Origin of the sequence: Micromonospora sp. NPDC049523 (assembly GCF_040676775.1) — a bacterium.
In the GTDB taxonomy this organism is placed as follows: domain Bacteria; phylum Actinomycetota; class Actinomycetes; order Mycobacteriales; family Micromonosporaceae; genus Micromonospora_G.
In genome coordinates this window covers 438,631-463,647 of sequence record NZ_JBFAPP010000002.1, presented here as the reverse complement: position 1 = coordinate 463,647, position 25,017 = coordinate 438,631, and the positions used below count along the sequence as shown (strand labels likewise).

At 71.7% G+C, this 25,017-nt stretch carries 23 protein-coding genes; 9 read left to right on the top strand and 14 right to left on the bottom strand.

The genetic code is table 11. The features are described 5' to 3' along the window. Window positions 1-130 precede the first annotated feature (130 nt). From AB0J90_RS04620 to AB0J90_RS04610, 3 genes are read right to left on the bottom strand one after another with little or no spacing between them, the layout of a single operon-like run. Entirely contained in the window at window positions 131-1,858 is a 1,728-nt protein-coding gene (locus AB0J90_RS04620; protein ID WP_363592117.1) for a hypothetical protein, read from the bottom strand. Further along, window positions 1,851-4,925 (bottom strand): bifunctional [glutamine synthetase] adenylyltransferase/[glutamine synthetase]-adenylyl-L-tyrosine phosphorylase, encoded by a 3,075-nt coding sequence (locus AB0J90_RS04615; RefSeq protein ID WP_363592115.1) that lies wholly within the window; start codon window positions 4,923-4,925, stop codon window positions 1,851-1,853. The genes AB0J90_RS04620 and AB0J90_RS04615 overlap by 8 nt, the downstream gene beginning before the upstream one ends. After that, on the bottom strand, window positions 4,922-5,701 hold the full coding sequence (locus AB0J90_RS04610) for a type 1 glutamine amidotransferase (RefSeq protein ID WP_363592113.1): 780 nt from the start codon (window positions 5,699-5,701) through the stop codon (window positions 4,922-4,924). The genes AB0J90_RS04615 and AB0J90_RS04610 overlap by 4 nt, the downstream gene beginning before the upstream one ends. Before the next feature lie 51 nt (window positions 5,702-5,752). Between AB0J90_RS04610 and AB0J90_RS04605 the strand changes: the two genes are divergently transcribed. Together AB0J90_RS04605 and AB0J90_RS04600 are read left to right on the top strand one after the other, a co-directional pair. Next, window positions 5,753-6,715 carry an LD-carboxypeptidase gene (locus AB0J90_RS04605; RefSeq protein WP_363592111.1) on the top strand — a complete coding sequence of 321 codons (963 nt, stop codon included), beginning with the start codon at window positions 5,753-5,755 and terminating at the stop codon, window positions 6,713-6,715. Between the two features lie 150 nt (window positions 6,716-6,865). Continuing rightward, a complete protein-coding gene (locus AB0J90_RS04600) occupies window positions 6,866-7,366 on the top strand; it encodes a hypothetical protein (RefSeq protein WP_363592110.1) in 501 nt (166 codons plus the stop codon). Between the two features lie 74 nt (window positions 7,367-7,440). Here AB0J90_RS04600 and AB0J90_RS04595 read toward each other — a convergent pair whose 3' ends face one another. Together AB0J90_RS04595 and glnA are read right to left on the bottom strand one after the other, a co-directional pair. Then, window positions 7,441-9,492, bottom strand: a complete 2,052-nt coding sequence (locus tag AB0J90_RS04595; protein WP_363592108.1) for a S8 family serine peptidase — start codon at window positions 9,490-9,492, stop codon at window positions 7,441-7,443. 331 nt (window positions 9,493-9,823) lie between these two features. Beyond that, window positions 9,824-11,176 carry a type I glutamate--ammonia ligase gene (glnA, locus tag AB0J90_RS04590; protein WP_326556599.1) on the bottom strand — a complete coding sequence of 451 codons (1,353 nt, stop codon included), beginning with the start codon at window positions 11,174-11,176 and terminating at the stop codon, window positions 9,824-9,826. Window positions 11,177-11,452: 276 nt separating this feature from the next. On the opposite strand from glnA, the gene AB0J90_RS04585 reads away from it, so the two are divergent. Continuing rightward, a complete protein-coding gene (locus AB0J90_RS04585; RefSeq protein WP_363592191.1) occupies window positions 11,453-13,327 on the top strand; it encodes an NAD+ synthase in 1,875 nt (624 codons plus the stop codon). 117 nt (window positions 13,328-13,444) lie between these two features. Then, window positions 13,445-14,323 (top strand): 3-methyl-2-oxobutanoate hydroxymethyltransferase, encoded by an 879-nt coding sequence (panB, locus tag AB0J90_RS04580; RefSeq protein WP_363592106.1) that lies wholly within the window; start codon window positions 13,445-13,447, stop codon window positions 14,321-14,323. Window positions 14,324-14,371: 48 nt separating this feature from the next. Here panB and npdG read toward each other — a convergent pair whose 3' ends face one another. The 4 genes from npdG to AB0J90_RS04560 all read right to left on the bottom strand — a co-directional run bounded on the left by npdG (window position 14,372) and on the right by AB0J90_RS04560 (window position 17,808). Next, window positions 14,372-15,070: an NADPH-dependent F420 reductase gene (gene npdG, locus AB0J90_RS04575; protein WP_363592104.1), complete on the bottom strand. Its 699-nt coding sequence runs from the start codon at window positions 15,068-15,070 to the stop codon at window positions 14,372-14,374. A gap of 114 nt (window positions 15,071-15,184) precedes the next feature. Continuing rightward, window positions 15,185-16,663 carry an RNB domain-containing ribonuclease gene (locus AB0J90_RS04570; RefSeq protein WP_363592102.1) on the bottom strand — a complete coding sequence of 493 codons (1,479 nt, stop codon included), beginning with the start codon at window positions 16,661-16,663 and terminating at the stop codon, window positions 15,185-15,187. A gap of 56 nt (window positions 16,664-16,719) precedes the next feature. Beyond that, window positions 16,720-17,517, bottom strand: coding sequence for a histone (locus AB0J90_RS04565; protein ID WP_363592100.1), 798 nt, complete (start codon window positions 17,515-17,517; stop codon window positions 16,720-16,722). Window positions 17,518-17,604: 87 nt separating this feature from the next. Further along, on the bottom strand, window positions 17,605-17,808 hold the full coding sequence (locus AB0J90_RS04560) for a hypothetical protein (RefSeq protein ID WP_363592098.1): 204 nt from the start codon (window positions 17,806-17,808) through the stop codon (window positions 17,605-17,607). Window positions 17,809-18,252: 444 nt separating this feature from the next. On the opposite strand from AB0J90_RS04560, the gene AB0J90_RS04555 reads away from it, so the two are divergent. The 3 genes from AB0J90_RS04555 (at window position 18,253) to AB0J90_RS04545 (ending at window position 20,580) form a co-directional block, all read left to right on the top strand. Continuing rightward, the gene (locus AB0J90_RS04555; protein WP_363592096.1) at window positions 18,253-18,414 is read left to right on the top strand and encodes a hypothetical protein; all 162 of its coding nucleotides are present in this window, start codon (window positions 18,253-18,255) and stop codon (window positions 18,412-18,414) included. Window positions 18,415-18,526: 112 nt separating this feature from the next. Next, window positions 18,527-19,552 (top strand): iron-containing redox enzyme family protein, encoded by a 1,026-nt coding sequence (locus AB0J90_RS04550; RefSeq protein ID WP_363592094.1) that lies wholly within the window; start codon window positions 18,527-18,529, stop codon window positions 19,550-19,552. After that, window positions 19,549-20,580 (top strand): glycosyltransferase, encoded by a 1,032-nt coding sequence (locus tag AB0J90_RS04545; RefSeq protein ID WP_363592092.1) that lies wholly within the window; start codon window positions 19,549-19,551, stop codon window positions 20,578-20,580. The genes AB0J90_RS04550 and AB0J90_RS04545 overlap by 4 nt, the downstream gene beginning before the upstream one ends. On the opposite strand, the gene AB0J90_RS04540 is transcribed toward AB0J90_RS04545, so the two are convergent. After that, window positions 20,551-20,856: a CDGSH iron-sulfur domain-containing protein gene (locus tag AB0J90_RS04540; RefSeq protein ID WP_363592090.1), complete on the bottom strand. Its 306-nt coding sequence runs from the start codon at window positions 20,854-20,856 to the stop codon at window positions 20,551-20,553. The two genes, AB0J90_RS04545 and AB0J90_RS04540, sit on opposite strands and share 30 nt — an antisense overlap. 131 nt (window positions 20,857-20,987) lie before the next feature. On the opposite strand from AB0J90_RS04540, the gene AB0J90_RS04535 reads away from it, so the two are divergent. Together AB0J90_RS04535 and AB0J90_RS04530 are read left to right on the top strand one after the other, a co-directional pair. After that, window positions 20,988-21,449, top strand: coding sequence for a hypothetical protein (locus AB0J90_RS04535; protein ID WP_363592088.1), 462 nt, complete (start codon window positions 20,988-20,990; stop codon window positions 21,447-21,449). A gap of 107 nt (window positions 21,450-21,556) precedes the next feature. Further along, window positions 21,557-22,216: a DUF6766 family protein gene (locus AB0J90_RS04530; protein ID WP_363592086.1), complete on the top strand. Its 660-nt coding sequence runs from the start codon at window positions 21,557-21,559 to the stop codon at window positions 22,214-22,216. A 25-nt stretch (window positions 22,217-22,241) separates the two neighbouring features. On the opposite strand, the gene AB0J90_RS04525 is transcribed toward AB0J90_RS04530, so the two are convergent. The 4 genes from AB0J90_RS04525 to AB0J90_RS04510 form a co-directional block, all read right to left on the bottom strand. Then, window positions 22,242-22,955 carry a DUF3618 domain-containing protein gene (locus AB0J90_RS04525; protein ID WP_363592084.1) on the bottom strand — a complete coding sequence of 238 codons (714 nt, stop codon included), beginning with the start codon at window positions 22,953-22,955 and terminating at the stop codon, window positions 22,242-22,244. 5 nt (window positions 22,956-22,960) lie between these two features. Further along, window positions 22,961-23,410 carry a phage holin family protein gene (locus AB0J90_RS04520; RefSeq protein ID WP_363592082.1) on the bottom strand — a complete coding sequence of 150 codons (450 nt, stop codon included), beginning with the start codon at window positions 23,408-23,410 and terminating at the stop codon, window positions 22,961-22,963. Beyond that, a complete protein-coding gene (locus AB0J90_RS04515; RefSeq protein ID WP_363592077.1) occupies window positions 23,407-24,102 on the bottom strand; it encodes a hypothetical protein in 696 nt (231 codons plus the stop codon). Before AB0J90_RS04515 ends, AB0J90_RS04520 begins: the two co-directional genes overlap by 4 nt. Window positions 24,103-24,217: 115 nt before the next feature. Next, on the bottom strand, window positions 24,218-24,940 hold the full coding sequence (locus AB0J90_RS04510) for a TetR/AcrR family transcriptional regulator (protein WP_363592075.1): 723 nt from the start codon (window positions 24,938-24,940) through the stop codon (window positions 24,218-24,220). Window positions 24,941-25,017 lie beyond the last annotated feature (77 nt).

The following is a 25,017-nucleotide window of genomic DNA, read 5'->3' as shown; positions in this document are numbered from 1 at the left end:
CGGGCAGGTGCATATGCCCGCGCCGGGACGCCCCCGGAGTTCTCGGGTGACCCGGCCTGCTTGACGAAACCCATGGGACCCCCCGCGCCCGAACCGGCGTCGGGGGGCGTCGCTCTGTCCAGCGCAGGTGTCAGCAGTGCGGGCCGGAGTCGATCAGGTCACTGCTGACCCGATAGGTGCCGCCGCTGACCCGGACGGCCGTCCACCCGTCGTCAGTGGCCCGCAGACAGGCGCCCGGCCCGGTCACGCCGAGGAAACGCGACCAGTGCACCCGCAGCAGCACCTCACCCGCCCCCTCGGCGGTGAAGGTCACCGCCTCCTGCGTCGAGTCGGCCAGTTGACCGGGCGCGGCCACCAGTGGCGACGGATCCGCCACCGCGTACAGGCGCCAGGTCGCATCGCGCCATACCTCGCGCAGTTCCGGCAGACCGGCTTTGACCAGGGCGGCTTCGTCGCGGGCGTACAGGTCGGGTGGGCTGTTCGGGGCGATGGCCACGTAAGTCACGGCGTTGTGGCGCAGCCAGTCGACGTACTCGGGGGCGGGGAGGTCGTCCCGGTAGAACAGTGGGTTGCGGTCGACGTCGACCTGGCGTTCCCAGCCGCGCGCGAGGGGGACGGTCGGGGCGACGTACGTCGATTCCCAGTGGTCGCGTAGCGGCACCACCTCGACCCGGCCGATCGGGCCGCGCCGGTCCAGTTCGTCGACCAGCGGGCGGTAGAACGCGGCCCGGCTCTCGGTCGAACCGGCCCGGGTCAGGTCGGCGACCATGACCGGGTTCTGCCACCAGACGGCGAGCGCCAGCAGCGGCACCAGCCAGCGCCACCGTAGGTCGGCGAAGGCAGCCAGCACCGGCAGGGCGAACAGCATCGACAGCCGCAGCGCGTTCGAGCCGACCGGGCTGTCCAGGTAGTAGGCGCCGACCAGCAGCACCACGGTCAACACGGCCCCGACCTTGATCGCCCGCCACCGCCGCGGCACGACCACCAGCACCACCAGCGCCAACACCACATTCGTACGCATCGACTCGAAGCTGTACGGCTGCACCCCGCCGTTGCCGAACAGCAGCGCCATTGGCGCCAACGCGACCGCCGGTACGACACAGAGCACCAGCGCCCCGGTCAGCCCGCCACCTGAGCGCCACCGGATCGACCGCCACCGACCCGAACGACGGGCTCCCGTACGCGGCGGTGCCGGACGGACCGGGCGCAGCAGGTTGGCCAGTAGCAACGCCCCGCCGGCCAGCCCGAGAAACAGTCCCGCCACCGGGCTGGCCCAGGTGCTCAAGGCGGCCAACACTCCGGCTCCCACGAGCCAACCGACACGCGCCGACCGCCGGGAGCCGCTGCCGCCGCCCGCCATCGAGCGCCCGTAACCGCCGGCAGCCGCCACCGTGCAGAGGGCGAGCAGGGCGAACAGCAGGCCGATGGCGAAGGTGATCCGGCCGCTGACCAGGTTGCCGACCAGCACCACGGCACCGAGCAGCGCACCGAGGACCGGGCGCCGGGCGCGGGCCACCACCAGCAGCCAGGCGAAGGCGAGCGCCGAGCCGACCGCCGCGACCGCGCCGACCACCCGTACGCCGAAGGTGGCGCCGAGGGCAGCGGTGAACAGGCTGTAGCCGAACTGGTTGATGCCGGCGTACCAGCCGAGGTCGATCGGGGTGGCGCCGAACCGGTCCACGAAGTTCGCCCGGGCCACCTGCGCGGCCAGGTCGGTGCCCATGTTCGGGGCCAGCAGGAAGGCGACCGCCAGCAGCAGCGCGGCGACACCCGCCACCGGGACCGGACCGGCCGAACCGAGCCGGCCACCGGCGGCCCGGACCTGTCCGGCCACCGCCGGGCGGCGCCGGTCAGGCATCGAGTACGCGTTCGACCGCGGCCCGCGACCGTCGCGCGGTACGCAGGTAGTGGTCCAGGAACTCCCCCGGATCGTGGCCGCCGAGCAGCCGTACGACGCCCGCCAACTCCACCCCGTGCCGGGGCAACTGGTCCCCGGCCCGGCCCCGGACCAGCATCAACGCGTTGCGTACGCGGGCGGCCAGGGTCCAGCCGGCGGCCATCACGGTCGCGTCGGCCGGGTCGATCAGCTTGGCGTCCCGGGCCGCGCCGAGCGCGTCGAGCGTACGCGTACCGCGCAGTTCGGGGACCGTACCGGCGTGCCGGAGCTGGACGAGCTGCACCGCCCACTCGACGTCGGCGAGCCCGCCCCGGCCGAGCTTGGTGTGGGTGGCCGGATCGGCTCCCCGGGGCAGCCGCTCGGTCTCCACCCGCGCCTTGATCCGCCGGATCTCGGTCACCTGGGCACGGTTCAGCCCCAGCTCCGGGTAACGCACCGGGTCGACCATCAGCTCGAACTCCCGGCCCAGGTCGGCGTCGCCGCAGACGAACCGGGCGCGCAGCAGCGCCTGCGCCTCCCACACCTTCGACCAGCGTGCGTAGTACTGGGCGTAGGCGGCGATACTGCGTACCAGTGGACCCTGGCGGCCCTCGGGGCGCAGGTCCGCGTCGACGCCGAGCGGCGGGTCCGCCGTCGGTGTGCCGAGCAGCCGGCGCAGTTCCTCGGCGATGGCGTGCGCGGCGGCGCTGGCCGTGCTCTCGGCAACGCCAGGCGGCGGGTCGTAGACGAACAGCACGTCGGCGTCGGAGAAGTAGTTCTGCTCGTATCCGCCGAGCCGGCCCATGCCGATCACGGCGAACCGCAGTCCGGGCAGCTCCGGTACGGCCGCTCGGGCGACCTGGAGCGCGGCGGCCAGGGTCATGTCGGTGACCGCGCTCAGCGCCGCCCCGGTGGCGATGATGTCGGACTCCCCGGCCACCGCCGGAGCCGGCGCGACCTCGGTGTCCGGTGACGGTGGGGCCAGCGAACCGGCGGAGTGCAGCACGTCGGCGCAGGCGAGCCGGATCAGCTCGCGGCGGCGCAGCGCCCGGACCGCGCTGATCGCGGCGGCCGGGTCGGCCGGCTGGGGTCCCCTACCGGGCAGGTGCCGGTTGGCGGCGGCGAGGAAGCCGTCGCGCAGCACGGCCGGGTCGCGCGGAACCAGTTCGGTGTCGTCGGCGAGCAGCCGCAGCGACTCCGGGTCACGGGCGAGCAGGTCGGCGACATACCGGGACAGGGCCAGGGTACGGGCCAGCCGCCGGGCCACCGGCCCCTCGTCGCGCAGCAGCCGCAGGTACCACGGGGTGCTGCCCAGCTTGTCCGACACCTGGCGGTAGTTGAGCAGCCCCCGGTCCGGTTCGGGGGCGTCGGCGAACTCCTGGAGCAGCACCGGCAGCAGGGTCCGCTGGATCGCGGCAGTCCGGGTCACGCCGCCGGTGAGCGCCTGGAGGTGCTGCAACGCCCGGGTGGGGTCACCGAAGCCGAGGATCTCCAGCCGGTGCTTGGCCGCCTCCGGAGTCAGCCGCAGCCCGTCGGTGTTGACCCGGGCGACCGCCTCCAGCAGCGGCCGGTAGAAGATCTTGATGTGCAGCCGGCGTACCTCGGTGGCGTGGGTGACCCACTCGGCCCGGAACGCCTCGACCGCGTCCCGTTCCGGGGTGGCGGTGTAGCCGAGCGCGTGCGCCAACCAGCGCAACGCCTGCGGCTCGGTCGGCACGGTGTGCGTACGCCGCAGCGCCTGTAGTTGCAGCCGGTGTTCGACCGCGCGCAGGAACCGGTAGCCGCGCAGCAGCGACTCCCCGTCGGCCCGGCCGACGTAACCACCGGCGACCAGTGCCCGCAGGGCTGGGATGGTGCCGCAGGCGCGCAGCGACTCGTCGCCGCGACCGTGCACGAGTTGCAGCAACTGGATCGCGAACTCGATGTCGCGCAGCCCGCCGGGCCCGCGCTTGATCTCGCGTTCCAGCTCGCGGGCCGGGATGTTGTCGATGATCCGCCGCCGCATCGACCGTACGTCCTCGACCGCCTCGGGCCGCTCCGCGGCGGTCCAGACCAGCGGCGCGAGCTGCTCGATCCACTCACTCGCCAGAGCGAGGTCACCGGCAGCCGGGCGGGCCTTCAACAGCGCCTGGAACTCCCACGTACGGGCCCAGCGCCGGTAGTAGGCGAGGTGGCTGGCGAGCGTACGGACCAGCGGTCCCCGGTTGCCCTCCGGGCGCAGCGCGGCGTCGACCGGCCAGGCGACCAGGCCACAGATGTGGATCAGCCGGGTGGCGATGGTGGTCGCGGCGTTCAGGTCCTCGTCGGTCGCGGCGACGAAGATGACGTCGACGTCGGAGACGTAGTTCAGTTCACCGCCCCCGCACTTGCCCATCGCCACCACGGCGAGCCGGGGCAGCGTCGTACCGGGCGGCAACTCGGCGACCGCGATGTCGTACGCGGCACCGAGGGTGGCATCGGCGAGCGCGGAGAGCGCCGACATGGTCTGCTCCAGGCCCTGTCCGCCGGTCAGGTCGGCCGCCGCGATCCGCAGCAGACTCAACCGGTACGACCGCCGCAGCGCGGCCACCACCGGCAGCGGCGGCAGTACGGCACCGGGCAGGGTGCCGTCGTACAACGTGCCGTCGGCCCGTGGCGCGAGCCCGTCCGCCCCGGTGACCAGCACCCGCCACTGGTCCGGGTTCGCCACCAGGTGATCACCCAACGCCGACGACGCCCCGAGTACGGCAACCAGCCGGCGGCGCAGCCCCGGGTCGACGGCCAAGGCGCCCAGCACCATCGACTCCGCGTCGCCGTCCGGGGATGCCGCCCGCCGTTCCGCCTCGACCAGGCGGTGCAACTGGCGCAGGGCCAGGTCGGCGTCGGCGGCCCGGGACAGGGCGGTGATCAGGTCGGCGGCGACGTCGTCCACCGGCTCCTGCGCGGCGTCGTCCCAGAGCCGCAGTCCGGTCTCCCCGAGCAGGTCGGCGGCTCGGGAACCGTGGTCACCGTCGGCGGTGCCGAAGCCGTACCGGACGAGCCGGCCGTGCGCGCTGGTCGGTCTGGTCACCGCGGCTCCTGCGGCCCGAGCAGCGGCAGGTCGAGCCGGGGTGCCGGCACGTCGAGCTCACCCTGGGCCAGGGCGGCGAAGCGTACGGCAAAGGGCTGCCAGGCCTCTTCCACGTCGGCCATCACCGCGTCCGCGGCGGCGATGACGGCGTCCCGGTCGTAGCCCAGCTCGGCCAGGGTCGCCGAGTCGGTCGCCCAGTTCGCGATCATGTCGGTGTCGGCCTCGATGTGGAACTGGAGCCCCCAGGCCCGGTCACCGAGCCGGAACGCCTGGTTCGGGTAGCGGGTCGACGCGGCGAGCAGCACCGCGCCGCGCGGCAGCTCGGTGATCTCGTCGTGGTGCCACTGGAGCACGTCGGGGATCAGCGGCACCCACATGAACAGCGGGTCGCGGTCGGCGGCGTCCCGCTTGCCGACCACACCCGGACCGACCTCCGGCCCGGATTCACTGCGCTCGACGGTGCCGGCGTGCGCGGTCGCCAGGAGTTGCGCACCGAGGCAGATCGCCAGGGTGGGCAGCCGGTAGCGGACCGCCTTGCGCAGCAGTCCCTCCAACTGCGGGAACCAGGGCGCGTCCGGGCTGCCGTCGGGCAGCGGGTACGCCTGCTGCTGCCCGCCGAGCACCACCAGCGCCTCGAAGCCGGACAGGTCCTCGGGTAGGGCGTCACCGGCATGCGGCCGGAGCACGTGCAGGTCGAGGCCGGCCTCGGTCAGCCACTCCCCCAGCCGACGGAGGTCGTCCGTCGGGTCATTCTCGATCACCAGAGCGGTTGCCACGACGTCGAGGCTATCCGGTGGCCCACGGTGATCCGGATAGGCTGGCACCCCATGACCGATGTCCGACCCGTGACCGCCGTCCCGCTGGCCCAGGCGTCGCCCGTACGCCCGCCCGCGTTGCGCCCCGGCGACCAGGTGATGCTGGTCTCGCCGTCCGGTCCGACCAAGCCGGAGCGGGTGGCCCGGGGGCTGGAACTGCTCACCGGCTGGGGACTGCGGCCGGTGCTGGCACCGAACGCGTACGCCCGACAGGGTTACCTGGCCGGCTCCGACGAGCTGCGGGCCGCCGACATGAACGCCGCCTTCGCCGACCCGGACGTACGCGGTGTGCTCTGCACCCGTGGTGGTTACGGAGCGCAGCGGATGGTCGACGCGATCGACATGGCGGCGGTACGCGCCGACCCGAAGGTGGTGGCCGGCTTCTCCGACATCACCGCGTTGCAGTTCGCGCTCTGGCGCGGTGCCCGGCTCGCCACCGTGCACGGTCCGGGAGCCGCCTGGCTGGACCAGCGCACCCCGGCGGTCTCGGCCGAGTCGTTGCGCCGCGCGCTGATGACCACCGAGCCGGCCACGGTCACCCGGCTGCCCACCGAGGAGACCGCCCCGGTGCTGGTCCCCGGTACGGCCACCGGCCCGCTGATCGGCGGCAACCTGTGCCTGGTGCTGGCCTCGCTCGGCACCCGCGACATGCCGGACCTGACCGGGGCGATCCTGTTGATCGAGGATGTCGAGGAGCCGCCGTACAAGGTGGATCGGATGCTCACCCAACTCCGCCGGACCGGGGTCCTGGACGGGGTCGCCGGGGTGGCGGTGGGCCAGTTCACCAACTGCGCCGACGACTGGGCGGTGAGTGTCGCGGACGTGATCGCCGAACGCCTGGGCGACCTGGGCGTGCCGGTGCTCGGCGGGCTGCCGATCGGGCACGGCCACGGCCAGCTCACCGTCCCCGTCGGTACGCCCGCCACGCTCGACACGACCGCCGGCACCTTGACGGTTTCGCCCGCCGTGAGCTGAGTTCCCGGCTTTTTACTGTCCGGTTTTATACCAACAATTCGGGTTTCAGGGCTAATTCACAGGCTGCGCATAGGTTCAGCACGGGGTTCGTCCAGGTCGGTACGTGACGGTGGGTGGGTCGTGCACCACACACCGATCATGGGGGTTTGCATGTTCAGGACCATCTCCAGGAAGACGGCGCTGGGCGGGCTCGCGGCTGCCGGCGTACTCGCGGTGGGGATCGCCGTACCGACCGTCGCTTTCGCCGAGGACCCCACGCCGGCACCGTCGACCTCGAACTCGACCACCGCACCGGATCCCGCCGCCCCGGCTCCCGGCGACCAGGGCGACCAACAGGGGCGGCCCGGACACTCGGGTGCTTTCGCCGAGGACCTGGCCAAGGAACTGGGCATCTCCAGTGACAAGGTGACCGCCGCGCTGGAGAAGCTACGGGAGCAGCACAAGTCCGACGCCAAGCCGCAGGACGGCCAGAAGGGCGGCCGGCCGGCCGACTGGCAGGCCAAGATCACCGACCGGCTGGCCCAGGCGGTCAAGGACGGCAAACTCACCCAGGAGCAGGCCGACGCGATCACGGCCGCCCTCGACGCCGGCATCCTGCCGAACGGGTTCGGCGGCCACGGCCGCGGTGGCCCGGGCGCCCCGACCGAGTAACCGGCAACGCCCGTTCGTGAACCACGAAGGGTCCGGCTCGCCAGTGCGAGCCGGACCCTTCCTGATCAGCAGACCTAGGCGACGGCCTGGAGGTAGAACCTCTGCTCGACACCGAGGTACGGCTCCGGGTCGACGACGTCGTAGGCCCGGCTGGCGATCAGCGCCGAGGCACCACCGTTCGGCGCCGTCACCGCCTTCCCGTTGACGATCGCGCTGAGGTAGAAGCTGCCATCCGCGGGGTACCCGAGGACGAAGAACTTCTCCCACTCGAAGACCGCGGTTGCGCGGGCGAGCAGCGGGCTGGCACCGGCGGCGTTCGCCGACACGTAGTTGGCGTTGGCAGCGGCCTTCAGGGCGAAGGTGCCGTCACCGGAGTCGGAGATCTCGAACCGCTCCCACGGGCCGACCGTGTCACGGTTGGCGATCAGCGGCGAGGCGCCGCCGTTCTCCGCCACCACGTACTTGCCGTTGACCGCCGCCCGAATGCCGATCGTCGGGAACGGTGCGACGTACTCGAACTTCTCCCAAGCACCGATGGCGGGCCGGTTGGCGCTCATCGCCCCGCCGACGGTGAAGTCGGCCGTCACGAAGGCGCTGGTGGCGTTCGCCCGCAGGCTCACGCTGCCGTCGGCGCTCTGCACGACCTGGAACTTCTCCCAGTCGCCGATCGCGGCACGGTTGGCGACCAGCCGGCCACCAACGGTGGCGTCGGCCTGCACGAACAGGCCGTTGGCCTTCGACCGCAGGGCGACGAACCCGTTGCCGGCGTCGACCTGGTCGAACCGGTCGGCCGCGACGAGCGCGGCGGCCGAGGCCCGCAGTTGCTGGCTACCGCCGGCACCCGGGGTCACGTACGAACCGGTGGCCACCGCACGGAAGCCGACGTTGGCGCGTGCCGGGGCGAGCGCGCCGACGTGCAGCAGGCGGTTCGGCGAGCCCTGGAGGTCCTGGACCGTGCCGAAGGTGCTGCCGGCGACGATGGCGTCACGTACCTGCTGCGGCGTCCAGGTCGGGTTCGCCGACAGCAGCAGCGCCGCCGCGCCCGCCACGTGCGGCGAGGCCATCGACGTGCCGCTCGCGACCAGACCCTCGGGCGCACCGAGCGCGGCCGAGCGGATTTGGACGCCCGGAGCGAACAGGTCCACACACGGTCCGTAGTTCGAGAAGAACGCACGGAAGTCGAGGTGGTCGGTCGCTCCCACGGTAATCGCCGCGGGCACCCGGGCCGGCGACGGCGTGCAGGCGTTCCTGCCCTCGTTGCCGGCCGCGACCGCGTAGGTCACACCGGAGGCGATCGACGCCTGGACCGCGGCGTCGATGATCGCGTCGGGCCCGTCGGTGCCGAGGCTCATGTTCGCGACGGCCGGCTTGACCGCGTTCGCGGTCACCCAGTCGACCCCGGCGGCGATCTCCTCGGACGTCCCCCAGCCGGCGCAGTCGAGCACCCGCACGGCCACCAGGTTCACGTTCTTGGCGACGCCGTACGTGGTGCCGCCGACGGTGCCCGCCACGTGCGTACCGTGGCCGTGGCAGTCGGTCGCGTCGCTGTCGTCGTCGATGAAGTCGTGCCCGGACTGGATCCGACCGGCGAACTCGGGGTTGGTCATCCAGACACCGGTGTCGAGGACGTACGCGGTGACGTTGCTCGTCGACGTCGGGTAGGTGTACGAACGGTCCTGCACCGGCGTGACCTGGTCGACCCGGTCCAGCCCCCACGACGGCGGGTTGGTCTGGGTGCCACTCTTCGAGTAACGGCGGACCGGCTCGACCAACTTGACGTCGGAATTCTTCGCGACCTGCTTGGCCTGCGCCTCGGTCATCTGCGCGGAGTAGCCACGGATTGCGGCGGTGTAGACCCGACGCACCGTCCCGCCGTTCGCCCGGGTGAGCGTCGCGGCGGTGGCCTGCGTCTGGGCGGCGCTCGCCTTGCCGTCCTTCAGCACGACGATGTATCGGTCCTTCACCACACCGAGGGGTGCGGCGGGCGCCACTCCCCGGATCGGATCGGTGGGCTTGGCCGGATCGGCCATCGCGGCTCCGCCGGTGGCGGCGAAGAGCATGGTCGTCACGGTGGTGAGGGCAACCCCCACGACCGCGGAGCGGCGCAGTACGCCACGACGTTCCATAAATTGTTCTCCCCGTTGCTAGACAACTGTCCTCGAAGGACAGTAGGTCACGTGATCGACAGCCGCGAAGGGTTTTCGGGCCGGCGACAGCCGCTTAATAATCCGCGACGATCGACATCGCTGCGTCCGCCATTCGGCTGATTCCCACGTCGCTCGCCCGCGTCGCCACATCGACGGCTCCATATCTTCACGGGACCTTCACGAGCTGGCCGCACGGCACCGCGCGGCACCGTCCATTTCGGACTTATGCCTGCCGCCGGGCACCGCCTCGGTGCGCACGAAAATCGGCTGGCCCCGCAATGTGCCGGGACCAGCCGATGGACGCTTCGGTTCAGAGGGCGCCGAGGTAGCGCTGACGCTCGTACGGGGTGACCTCGCGGCGGTACTGCTCCCACTCGGCCCGCTTGTTGCGCAGGAAGAAGTCGAAGACGTGCTCACCGAGCACCTCGGCGACCAGTTCCGAGCCGGCCATCACGTCGATCGCCTCGGAGAGGTTCTCCGGCAGCGCCTCGTACCCCATCGCCTTGCGCTCGGCGTTGGACAGCGACCAGACGTCGTCCTCGGCGCCCGGCGGCAGCTCGTAGCCCTCCTCGATGCCCTTGAGGCCGGCGCCGAGCAGCACCGCGAAGGCGAGGTACGGGTTGGTCGCCGAGTCCAGCGACCGAACCTCCACCCGGGCCGAGTTCGGCTTGCCGTACGCCGGCACCCGGACCAGCGCCGACCGGTTCAGGTGACCCCAGCAGACGTACGCCGGGGATTCGGTGATCCGGTCCGGCAGTGCCTGCGGGAAGAGCCGCTTGTACGAGTTGACCCACTGGTTGGTGACCGCGGTGTATTCCCGGGCGTGCACCAGCAGCCCGGCGATGAACGCGCGGGCGACCTTGGAGAGCTTCGACGGGTCGCCGCCGTCGTGGAAGGCGTTGCGCTCGCCCTCGAACAGGGACAGATGGGTGTGCATGCCGCTGCCCGGCTGGTCGGTGAAGGGCTTCGGCATGAAGCTGGCCTGGACCCCGGTGGAGAGCGCCACCTCTTTGATCACGTGCCGGAAGGTCATGATGTTGTCGGCGGTGGTGAGCGCGTCGGCGTAGCGGAGGTCTATCTCCTGCTGGCCGGGGGCGACCTCGTGGTGGCTGAACTCGACCGAGATGCCGATCCGCTCCAGCGACAGCACCGCCTGGCGGCGGAAGTCGCGGGCGATGGCGTGCGTGGTGTGCTCGAAGTAGCCGCCGGCATCGACCGGGACCGGCACCGAGCCGTCGTTGGGGCCGTTCTCCAGCAGGAAGAACTCGATCTCGGGGTGGGTGTAGAAGGTAAAGCCCTTCTCGGCGGCCCGGGACAGCGCGCGGCGCAGGACGTGGCGCGGGTCGGCCCAGGAGGGGGTGCCGTCGGGCAGCAGGATGTCGCAGAACATCCGGGCGCTCTCGCCGCTGACCCCGCCCTCGAACGGGAACACCTGGAAAGTGGTCGGATCGGGCATGGCGACCATGTCGGATTCGAAGACCCGGGCGAAGCCCTCGATGGCGGAACCGTCGAAGCCGATGCCCTCCTCGAAGGCCGCTTCCAGTTCGGCCGGCGCGACCGAGACGCTCTTCAGCGTGCCGAGTACGTCGGTGAACCACAACCGGACGAACCGGATGTCGCGCTCTTCCAGGGTGCGGAGCACAAACTCCTGCTGACGGTCCACTTCAACCCCTCGTGACACTCCTGCTTGACCTGGCCAGCCGACCCCCGACCTAGCGGACCAGTCTTACCCGACCTCGTTACGCCGACGTTACGTGATCTCCGTCGCGCGCGGTACGCCGGGACGGTGACTGTCCCGTTCATGGCCTTCCATCCCAAAGATACGAGGACAAGCCCTTTCCAGCACCCCTGCGCGCGAAACCCACCACGGCCGACCACCAGTCCTTGCTTTACACCCCCGGCGGGAGCGGAGCGGACCGTGGCGCGGCAAGATGAGGACATGCCCACCCTGCGCCTCGCTCTCGCCCAGGTGAACCCCACCGTCGGAGACCTGACCGGCAACGCCGAGACGGTCCGCCGGACCAGCCATGCCGCCGTGACCGCCGGTGCGCAGCTCGTCGTCTTCCCGGAGATGATGCTGACCGGCTACCCGGTCGAGGACCTGGTGTTCCGCAAGTCGTTCGTGACCGCCTCCCGGTCCGCCCTACGCCAGCTCGCCGCCGACCTCCAGGCCGACGGCCTCGGTGCCGTACCGGTGCTGCTCGGTTACCTCGACTCCGACGAGTTCGGGCAGACCCCCGACGGGTCGACCGCAGGCGGCGAAACCGCCGACGGTGGCCCGGCCACCTCCGGCACCGGCCCGCACCGCACCCGCGGCCCGCGCAACGCGCTCGCCGTACTGCACGGCGGGACGGTGGCCGCCACCTACTTCAAGCACCACCTGCCCAACTACGGCGTCTTCGACGAGGACCGCTACTTCGTACCCGGGGACACGCTGACCGTGGTCCGGGTCGGCGGGATCGACGTCGGGCTCACCATCTGCGAGGACCTGTGGCAGGCCGGAGGGCCGTTCGCGGTCGCCCGCCGGGCCGGGGTCGGCCTGGTCGTCAACATCAACGGCTCGCCGTACGAGCGGAACAAGGACGACGTACGGCTGCCGCTGGTCCGGCGCCGGGCCGCCGAGGCGGGCGCCACGGTCGCGTACGTCAACATGGTCGGCGGCCAGGACGAACTGGTCTTCGACGGTGACTCGATGGTCGTCGCCGCCGACGGCACCCTGCTGACCCGCGCCCCGCAGTTCGTCGAGCACCTGCTCGTACACGACCTGGACCTGCCGGCGGCGACCGCCGAACGGGCCACCGACGAGGTCGTCACGGCCACCGGGACCACCGACGAGGTGGCCGCCGGAACCAGGTACACCGCGGGCGACGGGCGGACCACGATGCGGATCGCCCGGGTGGCGGTCAGCGACGCCCTGCCCGCCCCCGCCGCACCACCGGCCGAGGGCGGCATCGCCGAACGGGTCGCCGACGAGGCCGAGGTCTGGTCGGCGCTGGTGCTGGGGCTGCGCGACTACGTCAACAAGAACGGTTTCCCGTCGATCGTGCTCGGGCTCTCCGGCGGCATCGACTCGGCGGTGGTCGCCACGATCGCGGTCGACGCGCTCGGCCCGGACCGGGTGGTCGGGGTGTCCCTGCCCAGCCAGCACTCCTCCGGGCACTCCCGCGACGACGCCGCCGACCTGGCCAAGCGGACCGGGCTCGACTACCGGGTGGAGCCGATCCAGCCGATGGTCGACGGGTTCCTGGCCAACATGTCGCTGTCCGGGCTGGCGGTGGAGAACCTCCAGGCCCGCGTACGCGGGGTGATCCTGATGGCGCTGTCGAACCAGGAGGGGCACCTCGTCCTCACCACCGGCAACAAGAGTGAGCTGGCGGTCGGCTACTCCACCCTCTACGGCGACTCGGTCGGCGGTTACAACCCGCTCAAGGACGTGTGGAAGTCGCTGGTCTGGCAGTTGGCGAACTGGCGCAACGCGGACGCGGTCGCGCGCGGCGAACAGCCGCCGATCCCGGAGAACTCGATCCAGAAACCGCCGAGCGCGGAACTGAGCCCAGGGCAGCTCGACAGCGACTCGCTGCCCGACTATTCGGTCCTCGATCCGATCCTGGTCGGTTATGTCGACGGCGACCGGGGCCGGGAGGACCTCGTCGCGGCCGGGCACGACCCGGCAATTCTCGACCGGGTGCTGCGAATGGTGGATACCGCCGAGTACAAGCGCCGCCAGTCGGCACCCGGCACGAAAATCACCATCAAGGCGTTCGGCCGGGACCGCCGGCTGCCGATCACCAACCGGTGGCGGGAGCGCGGCTGAAATCGCCCGAGCGGTGTGAAATCCTCCACTGCACTCTGACCGAGTCCGGCGTCACGGTGCGACGATCGACGTGGACCCGGGGACCGCGAGCGCGGCCTCGAGGTGAAAGGAGTCGTCATGTCCGAGCAGGGAAACAAGCCCGCGACGCCAGGGACCGAACCGGCGGAACCCGAGGTGACCGCGCTGTACGGCGGACCGGCGAGCCGGCGGATCCGTACCCGTGATCTGGCCGTCGCCCGCGAGCGCGGCGACCGGTGGGCGATGCTCACCTCGTACGACCAGTACACCGCGTCGATCTTCGACCAGGCCGGCATCCCGGTGTTGCTGGTCGGCGACTCGGCGGCGAACAACGTGTTCGGCTACGAGACCACCGTGCCGGTGACCGTGGACGAGTTGCTGCCGCTGGTCCGGGCGGTGGTACGGGCCACCCGGTACGCACTCGTCGTCGCCGACCTGCCGTTCGGCTCGTACGAGGAGGGGCCGACCCAGGCACTGCGTACGGCGGTGCGGTTCATGAAGGAGGGCGGCTGCCACGCGGTGAAGCTGGAGGGCGGCCGTCGGGTCGCCGCCCAGATCGAGGCGCTGACCACCGCTGGCATCCCGGTGATGGGACACGTCGGTTTCACCCCGCAGAGCGAGCACACCATCGGCGGCTACCGGGTGCAGGGGCGCGGCGACGCGGCCGACGAGGTGTTGGCCGACGCCCGCGCGGTGGCCGAGGCGGGCGCGTTCTCGGTGGTGCTGGAAATGGTGCCGGGCGAGGTCGCCAAGCGGGTCACCGCGGAGGTGGGAATTCCGACGATCGGCATCGGCGCCGGCCCGGACACCGACGCCCAGGTGCTGGTCTGGCAGGACATGGCCGGTCTGCGTACGGGCAAGGCGCCCCGGTTCGTCAAGCGTTACGCCGACCTGTCCGGGGTGCTCACCGACGCCACCCGGCAGTTCGCCGCCGAGGTACGCGACGGCGGTTTCCCGAGCGCCGAGCACACGTTCTGACCCGTACCGTCCGGGGGTGTGCGGCCGTGCACACCCCCGGCGGACGGCTCAGACGTCCGTGACCCGGATACCGGCGTGCGACCGGTACCGCTTGTTGATCGCGATCAGGTTCGCGGTGAACGCCTCGACCTGGTGGGCGTTGCGCAGCCGGCCGGCGTAGATGCCCCGCATGCCGGGGATCCGGGCGGCGAGCGCGCCGACGATGCCGACCAGTTCCCGCTCCTCGGTGCAGATCAGCACGTCCAGCTCGATCCGCTCGATCTCCGGGTCGGCCAGCAGCGGCGCACTGACGTGGTTGAACGCGGCGCAGACCCGCGACTCCGGCAGCAGGGCGGCGGCCTGCTGCACCGCGCTGCCCTCTTCCACCCGCAGCGCGTACGGGCCCTGCTTATCGAAACCGAGCGGGTTGACGCAGTCGATAACGATCTTGCCGACCAGGGGTTCGCGGAGCGCGGCGACGGTGTCGTGGTGCCCGTCCCACGGCACCGCGATGACCACCACGTCGGACTCGACGCAGACGGTGTTGTTGTCGACACCGGTCAGGTCGGCGTCCGCGGGCACCCCGGGCAGCGCGGCGATCTCCTTCGCCGACTGTGCCGCCCGCTCCGCCGACCGGGAGCCGATCAGGACCCGCTGCCCGGCGCGGGCGAACCGGTAGGCCAGCCCCCGCCCCTGGTCGCCGGTGCCGCCGATGATGCCGACGGTGAGCCCCGAAACGTCGGGCAGTTCGCTCGCCTCGTATGCCATACCCGCATCCTGCCAAACCGCCCACCCGGCCAGCCGGCGCGGTCGTCGCCACCGGCGCAGTCGTTCCGGCTGGCGCTGTCGCTCCGGCTGGCACTGTCGCTCCGGCTGGTGCGGTCAGTCCAGGGCGAAGAGGACCTTGCGGGCGACCGGGTCGGCGGTGACCAGGCGTACGCGTACCCGCTCGCCCAGGGGCAGGTCGCCCTCGCAGCGGGCCCGTACCGGTGGCTCGTCGAGCGCGACGGTCCCGCCCGGTCGCCGGGTCGGCTTACCCGACTGCCGTCCCACCTGCACCGGCGCGGCGGCGGCTGTGGTCGCAGACGGCGCGGGTACGCGGTCGACGTCGAGGACCGCGGCCTCGAAGGTCTCCCCCACCCGGTGTTCGAGCAGCACCGCCTCGGTCAGCTCCACCGTGGCGCGGGTCGCGGCCGAGGCCACCCGGTCGGTGCCGGTCATCACCGCAGGCAGTTGCGGCAGCGCCTCACGGGCCCAGTCGGGCACCGCCGTACCGGCGTGCAGGGCCAGGCACACCTCGGTGGCGTAGCGGTCGGCGAGCCGGCGCAGCGGCGCGGTCACGTGCGCGTACGCCGCACCCACCGCGCCGTGCCGGGGGTCGGCGGGCGGTTCACCGTCGAACGCGGTGTAGCCGGCGCCGCGCATCAGCTCGGCGGCGTGGTCGAGGAACGCGGCGGCTCTGGGCTGCGCCGGGTCGATGGTGGCGAGCACCTGCCCGACGCTCGCGCCGTCCGGCCACTCGATGCCGAGCACGTCCGCGGCCGTACGCAGTCGGGCCACCGCCTCCGGCTTCGGCGTCGGCATCGTACGCAGCAGGCCCACGCCTCCGGCGAGCATCAGGTCCCCGGCGGCCATCCCGGTCAGCAGGGAGATCTGCGCGTTGTAGTCCTCCATCGGCACGGGGGCGCGCAGCACCAGCCGCCAGCCGCCGTCCTCCGGCTCGACGTCCTGCTCCGGCAGCGGCAGGTTGATCGCACCCCGGTCCAGGCCGCGGGCGATCAGCAGTTTGCCGAGTTCGGGGAGCAGGGCGATCGGTTCGGCCAGCCGGCCCGCGTCCGCGTCGGCCTGCACGCCGACGTAGTCGAGCTTGGCGCGGCTGCGTACCCGTGCGCGTTCGAGGCCGACCGCGACGGTTTCGCCGTCGGCGGCGAGGTCGATGGTCCAGACGACCGCCGCCCGGTCGACGTCAGGCAGCAGGCTCGCCGCGCCCTCACTGAGCGTCGGCGGGTGCAGCGGGATGTTGCCGTCGGGCAGGTAGATGGTCTGGCCGCGCCGCCAGGTCTCCGCCTCGAGTTCACCGCCGGGGCGGACGTGTGCGGCCACGTCGGCGATCGCGTAGTGCACCCGGTAGCCGCCGCCGGGGCGCCGGGTCAGGCACATCGCCTGGTCCAGGTCGCGTGAGCTGGCCGGGTCGATGGTGACGAACGGGATGTCGGTCCGGTCGGCAGCCGGCCCGGGTGGGGCGGCCGCCACCTCGTCGGCCTCGCGTTGCGCCGCGACCGGGAACCGCGTGGGCAGTTCCAGTTCGCGGCGCAACGCGCTGAAGTCGATGCGGGGCGCAACTACGCGTCTGATCACCACGGGTCATTCTTATCAGCGCGACGCGAGAACACGCCGGAGCGCCCGGCACCGGTTTGTCAGCCGGCCGCCTTGCGTACGGTCGCCCGGGTCGACTTCTTCGCCGGCGCCTGACGCGCGGCGACCTTCTTGGCCGGCGCCTTGCGCGCGGTGATCTTCTTCGCGGGCGTACGCGTGGCGGTCGCCGTACGCGTGCCCGTCGACTTGGCGGGAGCCTTCTTGGCCGCGCCAACGGTGGTCTTGCGGGCGCCGGTGGCCGCGCGCGAGGTGGTCGACTTCGCGGTGGTGGCCTTCCTGGCCGGTGCCTTCTTCGCGGTCGCGCGGGTGCCTGGCGCGGTCGACCGGGTCGCGGTGGCCTTCTTCGCCGGAGCCTTCTTCGCCGTGGTCTTCTTCGCTCCCACGGTCTTCTTCACCGCGGACTTCGTCGCCGTCGACCGGGTAGCGGTCGACCTGGCCGGCGTGGACTTGGCCGGTGTCGCCCGCTTCGCGGGTGCCTTCTTCGCCGCGGTCTTCTTCACCGCGCTGGCGGCTCGGGTCGCCGCCGAGGTCGCCTTCTTCCGGGCGGTCGCGGCCTTCGACGCAACGGTCTTCCTGGCCGTTGTCGTCTTGGCCGCGGCCTTCTTCGCCGGAGCCTTCTTGGCCGGTGCCTTCTTGGCCGCCGCGGGCCGGGTCGCGCTCGCCCGGGTGGCCGCCGTGCGGGCCCCGGTCGCTCGGGCCGGCGACGTCTTCTTGGCCACGCCGGTGCTCTTGCGTGCGGCCGTGGTCTTCTTCGCGCCGGTGGTCTTACGGGCCGACGTGGTCTTCGCGCCGGTACGTTTGGCAGCCGGGCGGCTGGTGGCCTTTACTGCTTCGGCCATCTGGGTCCTCCTTGCGGGACATGCTCTCGGGGGTCTCCTTGTGGAGACCGCGGAGTACTTCGACGACGCGGGCTCTGCGCCACGCCGCTACCTCTCCTCCCCGGCCCAACGGGCGTCCTCGGCGTCCCACTCCTCGTTGCGTTGCCGGACCTTCTCCAGCGCGTGCTCCGCGTCGTGTGCCGAGGCGTACGGACCGAGGACGTAGCGCGCCGCACACACGTCGGCATCCGTCTCGACCCGGTGGTGTCGAAGGCACCAGTAGTACCGCTCACCACTTCCGCTGTCGCTCATGTGATAACTGTGCACCGGAAAGTAACTGGAGCGCTACCTTTTCGCACAAAAAGTCGGAGTCTTCTCCACAGTAGATAACTTCCGTTTCCGCAGGTGAGGAATCCGCAGACTCGGTTCCTATCCGGGAAATGGTTGCTATTAAAGGCAATCGCGCGAGGTCGGCATCACGGACGGCCCGTCGGCGGCCGATCCGGGCCCGGAAAAAATATCCGCCACCGGTACGCCCGCAGCCGCTCCCCACCGGCCGTCTGGCACGACGGCACCCTCGTGTACGGACCTCGCACCGAACGACCCCTGCTACGGGACCGCACGACCAGTGAGCGGCGGCACTGCGGATCGGCTGGTCGGCTGATGGCCGGGGTCGTCGCGCGGTCACATCATCGGATCATGTCTCGCTACGAGTATGCCGAAATTGTCTCCCAATGCGCGCTTCACGGTCCGGCGGTGGTGCGGGAGTGGGTCGACTCGAACGGCAAGACGCACCAACTCGGCGGTATCCACCCGGTCGCCCTGCTCACCGCCTGGTCGAGCGAGGGGTGGGACCTGGTGACCGCCACCACCTACGGCAACCTGCGCATCTACACCGTGCGTCGCCCGGTCGACTGAGCGGCGGCGCTCCGTCTCCCCCGGGTTTGACCCGGTGCGCGGTGGGAACCACCGGCTTTTGTCGCCGTCGGGGGCCGTCACCGCAGGTGGGCCCGCCACCGTAGGGGAGCGGATGAGACTACCCACCGCCCGGGGACCGGCCTCGGCGATGCTGGTCGAAGCGCTGACCGGGATCGTCGGCGGGTTACCGGGCGACGCCGACCACTGGTGGCCCGACGCCGGTCGCACCGACCCCCACACCGAGCCGCTTTCGGACGAGGATCTGCAACTGTTCCTCTTCGTCTGTTACGAGCTGCACTACCGGGGCTTCGACGGCGTCGACGAACGGTGGGAGTGGGATCCGTCGCTGCTCGCCGTACGGGCGGCGGCGGAACGCCGGTTCGAGGCGGCGCTGCGCCGTGCGGTCGGACCGCTGCCGGCGGTCGAGCCGGGTGCCGTACCCGAAACGCTGACCGCGCTGGTGGCGGCCGACGACGGCCCGTCACTCGCGGCCGCGCTGCACCGGGAGACGGACCTGGACCGGTTCCGCGAGTTCGTCACCCAGCGTTCGGTGTACCACCTCAAGGAGGCCGACCCGCACACCTGGGGCATCCCCCGGCTCGGCGGTCCGGCAAAGGCCGCGCTGGTCGAGATCCAGATGGACGAGTACGGACGCGGCCAGTTGCCGCGGATGCACGCCGAGCTGTTCCGCGACACGATGAACTGGCTGGGCCTGGACACCGGCTACGGCGCGTACGTCGACTCGGTGCCGGCGGTCACACTGGCCGCCAACAACCTCATCTCCCTGTTCGGCCTGCACCGGCGCTGGCGTGGCGCGCTGCTCGGTCACCTCGCCGCGTTCGAGATGACCTCCTCGCTGCCGAACCGCCGGTACGGCGACGCCCTGCGCCGGCTCGGCGGCACACCCACCGCCACCCGCTTCTACGACGAACACGTCGAGGCCGACGCGGTGCACGAGCAGATCGCCGCGTACGACCTGTGCGGTTCATTCGCGCTCACCGAACCCGCGCGTGCGGCCGACGTGGTGTTCGGTGCCGCGTGCTGCCTGAAGCTCGACGGACTGGTCGCCGAACACGTGCTGGAGTGTTGGGCGGCCGACCGGTCGTCGTTGCGGCTGCCGCTGGCGGCGGGGCATTGACCACCGCGCGACCGGCTGCCGGCGGGCCGCCCACCACGCGACCGGCTGACGTCGGCACCGGGCGGCTGCCGGTGGAGTACGTCCTGCCGCTGCGCTGGTCCGACGACGACGGCTGCGCGGAACTGACCGAATACCTGCGCTGGCTGTCCGAGCGGGTGGCGGTGACCGTGGTCGACGGCTCACCGCCGGAACTGTTCGACCGGCACGCCGCCTGCTGGCCCGCCCTGGTCCGGCACCTCGCCCCGGACCCGGCACTGCGTTACCGCAACGGGAAGGTCAACGGGGTGCTGACCGGGATCCGGCTGGCCCGGCACGAACGGATGGTCGTCGCCGACGACGACGTCCGCTACGACGACGACAGCCTCCGAACGGTGTGCCGGCTGCTCGCCGACGCCGACCTGGTACGCCCGCAGAACTACTTCGACCCGCTGCCCTGGCACGCCTGCTGGGACACCGGCCGTACGCTGCTCAACCGCGCGGTCGGTGACGACTATCCGGGCACCTTCGGGTTGCGCCGCTCGACCGTGCTGGCGATGGGCGGCTACGACGGGGACGTGCTGTTCGAGAACCTGGAACTGCTCCGGACCGTACGCGGCTTCGGTGGCGTCGAGTCCTGCCCCCCGGACCTGTACGTCCGCCGCCTGCCGCCGACCGCGCGCCGGTTCTGGTCCCAGCGAGTACGCCAGGCCTACGACGACCTGGCCATGCCGCCCCGGATGCTGACGTTCCTTGCCGTGCTGCCGGCGGCGGTCGCGCTGGGCCGGCTCGACCGGCGGCTGCTGCCGGTGGCGGTCGCCGCGGTGATGGCGCTGGCCGAGTCGGGCCGCCGCAGGTCCGGCGGGCGGGACGTCTTCCCGGTCCGCGGCTCGCTGCTGGCGCCGCTCTGGGTGCTGGAGCGGGCGGTGTGCAGTTGGGCGGCGCTGGGACTGCGGTTCGGTCGCGGCGGCATCCCGTACGCCGGGCGCCGGATCCGGACCGCCGCGCACAGTCAGCGGTGGTTACAGAACACCCGCCGACCCGTCCACTGACCCTTCCGCATCCCCGCCGGGACGGGGATCGGGGTCGGCGCCAGCCCGGAAACCGATCGCCTTGTGCGTACCGTCGCAGAACGGTTTGAGCGACGACTTGCCGCACCGGCAGAGCGCGATCGTGTCCCGACCGGGGTCCACCGTTTCACCCAGCGCCGTACGCAGGAGGAACTCGCCCCGGACCAGCAGCGGACCGTTCTCGTAGACGGTGACGCTGGCGGCGCTGTCCGTCCGCTCCCGCGGCCCGCCGCCCGTGCGCCCGGTGTCATCCGGCATGCCGCCTGTCTGCCCGGTGCCGGCCCCACGAAACCCCGCCCGTCGACGCGTCCGGAGCCGCCGAGGTTTGTGCCGGCGCGGGGCGGGTAGCTCCGGCCGGGGCCGGACGGCGCCCGTGCGAGGGAGGCCCGGTGGACGGCAGGCGACGGGTTCGGAAGCTGGTGGCCAGCACCGGGCGGGCGGCGGCCCGGGGCGCGATCGGCGCGATGGCGATGTCCGGCGTACGGCAGGCGACCACCTCGTTCGGCCTGGTCCAGCAGACCCCACCGGAGCAGTTGCTGAAGCAGACCGTGCCGGCCCTGTTCAACCGGGTGCCGGTGAACCGGCGACCGGCGCTGGTGGAGCTCATCCACTGGGCGGTCGGCGCGGGCGGCGGCGCGTTCTTCGGCCTGCTTCCCCGGCGGGTACGGCGTCGGGCGTGGGTCGGACCGGCGTACGGCTTCGTCTTCTGGGCGGTCTTCGAGGCGGTCGCCGCACCGAAGCTCGGCATCGGCCGCAACCGCCGCGTGCTCAGCGAGCAGGCAGCCCTCCTGGTCGACCACACCCTGTACGGCGTGGTGGTCGGTTCCGCCCCCTGGCCGAACGCCGACTGACGCTGCCGCCTCCTTGCGACACGACTCGCCGGCAACACGCTGAGCTGCGCGTTTCCGCTTCACCACGGTTGGGCACATCGGTGACCGTTCGGTGAAGGGAGCCGGAGATGAAACGCTGGCTACGGAGCAACGCGCTCTCGGTGACGATGTTCGGGGCCTTCCTGCTCTTCCTCGTCCTGCAGAGCGTTTTCGGGTGGCAGACCCGCAACGAGGAACTGACCCAGTACGGGCTCGGCCCCGAGGGCTACCTGGCCTACCTCGGTACGGGTCACTTCGCCGAGGCGGTGTTCGAGAACTGGGAGTCGGAGTTCCTCCAGATGGGCGGTTACGTGCTGCTGACCGCGTACCTGGTGCAGCGCGGCTCGGCGGAGTCGAAGCCCGAGCAGTCCTCGGACCGCCGGGACGACCGACCCGACCACGCCAAGCCCGACTCGCCGTGGCCGGTGCACGTACGCGGGCTGACGCTGGTGGTCTACCGCAACAGCCTCTCGCTGGCCCTGCTGCTGCTCTTCGCCGGTTCGTTCCTGGGGCACCTGTTCGGCGGCACCGCCGAATACAACGAGCAGCAGGCGTTGCAGAGCGGCGCGGCGTCGATCAGCGCCTGGCAGTTCATCCAGACCAGTGACTTCTGGTTCCAGTCGATGCAGAACTGGCAGAGCGAGTTTCTCGCCGTCGGTGTGCTGGTCGTACTCAGCATCTTCCTGCGGCAGCACGGGTCACCGGAGTCGAAGCCGGTCACCGCGCCGCACGCGATGACCGGCGCCTGACCGGGCCGCCGCGGTATCCGCCGGCTTACTTCTGGCGTACGTCGTTCGCGGTCTGCTGTGCCTGCCCGCGCAGGTTCTGCCCGGCCGACTGGGCCTGGTCACGCAGGGAGCCGGCGTTCTGACCGGCCTTCGACTTGACCGACTCGGCGGCCTGCTGCGCCGGCCCCCGCAGGTTGTCCTGTGCCTGCCGGGCCATGCTGGTGGCCTGCTGCTTGAGGTCGCCGGAGTGCTCGGTCGCCTTGCTGCGCAACTGGCCCGCCACCCGACGCTCCCGATCGCTGGACGGCAGCAGCGCGGAGGCGAGCACGCCGAGGCCGAAGGCGACGAGGCCGGCGGCGAGCGGGTGGCCCTGCGTCTGCTGCTGGGCGCTCTGGCCCATCCCGTGGATCCGGTCGCTGGTCGCGTGGCCCATCTCCTGCGCGCGGGCGCTGGTCGCGTGGCCCATCTCCTGCGCCCGGGCGCTGGTCGCGTGGCCCATCTCCTGCGCCCGGCCGGCGGCCGTCGAGGAGGCCTGCGAGATTCGCGCCTCGGAGACGTCGGCCGCGTGCATGGACGCGTCCCGGGCGTGTGCCGCGCTTCCCATCACGTTCTCCTTGACCTTCTGCCAGGTGCCGCGGGCCCGGTCGACCTGCTGGCGCGCCTGGTGGCGTGGGTTCACCTTGTCCCCGAGCGCGTTCACGTTGCGACCCAGGTCGTCCTGGGTGTCCTCGATGTTGGCTCGGATCTGATCCGGATCCATGCTGCTCACTGATGTCCCCCCGTTCGGTGGTCTCCCCCGGACTTGACCGCGTCCGGTATCCGCCGGACCGATCCCGATGTCTGCGGCAGGGCCTTGAGACCCCGCATCCGCTGGCGGGCCATGGTGATCAGCACCGCCGCGATCACCGCCCAGACCGCCGCGACTATCAGGGCGGACCAGCCCTGGTCGATCACGTTCGACAACCCCCACCACATCGCGTAGGAGAGGAACAGCAGCACCATGAACCCGCCGAGGGCGGCACCGCCGAACATGCCGGCGACCTTGACCGCGCTGCGTACCTCGGCTCGGGCCTCCGCCTTGGCGAGTTGGATCTCCTGGCGTACCAGGGTCGAGGTGTCCCGGGTGATCGCGGTGAGCAGTTCGCCGATCGACGCCTGCCCAGGGTCCCGCTCTCGCTCCTGGGCGGCTCTCGCGCCGCCGGCCGCGGCGCTCACAGCCGCGCTCCTCCGGGTCGCGAGTCGGCGGCCGGCACGCCCGGGTCTGCCTCCTCGTCGACGTTGCCGCGCGCGGTGCTCTGGAACGTCGCCCCCGGCGCGGTCGACTCGCTCGGTCGGTAGTCCGACATCGTCCCGGACCCGCCGCCCTGACGGTGGCCGTCGCCGCGGTGGCCGTCCTCGTGCATGCCGCCGTCGCCCTGCATGGCACGCATGCTCTTGCCCAGTCGACCGGCGAGCACCCCGGCGATCGCGGCGCCGGCCAGGAAGACGCCGGGGTTGCGCCGGGCGTAGTCGCGTACCTCGCTCACCACCGTGCCCGGTTCGCGCTGGTCGAGCCATTGCGCGGCCTGGTGGGCGCGGTCGGCGGCGTGCCGTACGAGGTCGGTGGCGACGCCCTGTTGCTCGGTCCGCTCGGACATCGTCTGCAGTTCGTCGCCGAGTGCCCGTAGCCCTTCGGCCGCACGGTGCTGCTGCTCGTTGGCCTGCTGCTTGAGCTGGTCCGACGCCTGCCCCATCAGTTGCCGTGCCTGCCGGCTGGCCTCGTTGGCCACGTCCCGGCTCTGGTCGACGGCGCTGTGCGCCAGTTGACCGCCCATCTGTGATGCCTGCTGGCCGGTCTGCGCGGCACCCTGTTTGGCTGCCTGCACCTTTGCCGCCCGACCGTCACCGGCATTCGGATTCTGCGTCATAACCAGCCCCCAACAGTGCCGTGCCGTCACCGACCCGACGGAGTCGTCGAATCGGTGCTGGCTACCCGCCCGACCAGGGGTTATGCCGGGACAGTTGCTTCGGCTCGCCGGCCGGTCAGCCGCCGATCCGGGTGAGCAGTTCGCGCATCAGGGTCAGCTCGCCGGGGGTAAGTCCGGCGGGATCCCGGTCGAGCGCGGCGAGCAGGGCGATCGCCGCGGTCGTACGCGACGCGGCCGGGCCGCCGGTTGCCCGGTGCTGCGGCGCGATCAGGATCCCGGCGAGGATCGCCTCGCGGACCCGTTCGGAGAGCCGCAGGTCCCGGTTGTCGTCGGGCTGGGTGATCAGGCTGAGCGTCACGCCGACGTTCGCGGACAGGATCTGCGCGGCGGCCTCGGGCGGCGGCACCCGCAGCAGGCCGCGCCGGGCCGCCTCGTCCAGCAGCCGGACCAGCATGTCGGTGGCGGGACCGGTGATCGCGCACGGCCGTCCGGGTACGACGTCCCCGTAGAGCAGGGCGTAGAAGTTGGGGTGTTGCAGGCCGAAGTCGACGTGTTTGTCCCATCCGTCGCGCAGGTCGCGTACCGGGTCGTCGGAGAGTTCCGGTGAACCGGCGGGTGAGACGTACTGGGTGAAGCCGTGGTGGATCACCGCGTCGACCAGCCCCTGCTTACTGCCGAAGTGGTGGTAGAGCGTGGGCGCGGTCACCCCGGCCAGGTCGCAGATGGCCCGGGTGGAGAAGGACTGGTCGCCGCCCTCCATCAGCTGCGCGGCGGCCAGCAGCAGCCGGTCCCGGGCGGGCGCGGCCTCGTTGATACCCAGCGTCACCTCAGGCTGCATAGCGCTACATTACCCGACCTAGCGGTGATCGAACGGTTCGGATCGTGCCCGCTGCCCGTTGGTGGGATCGTGGTGAG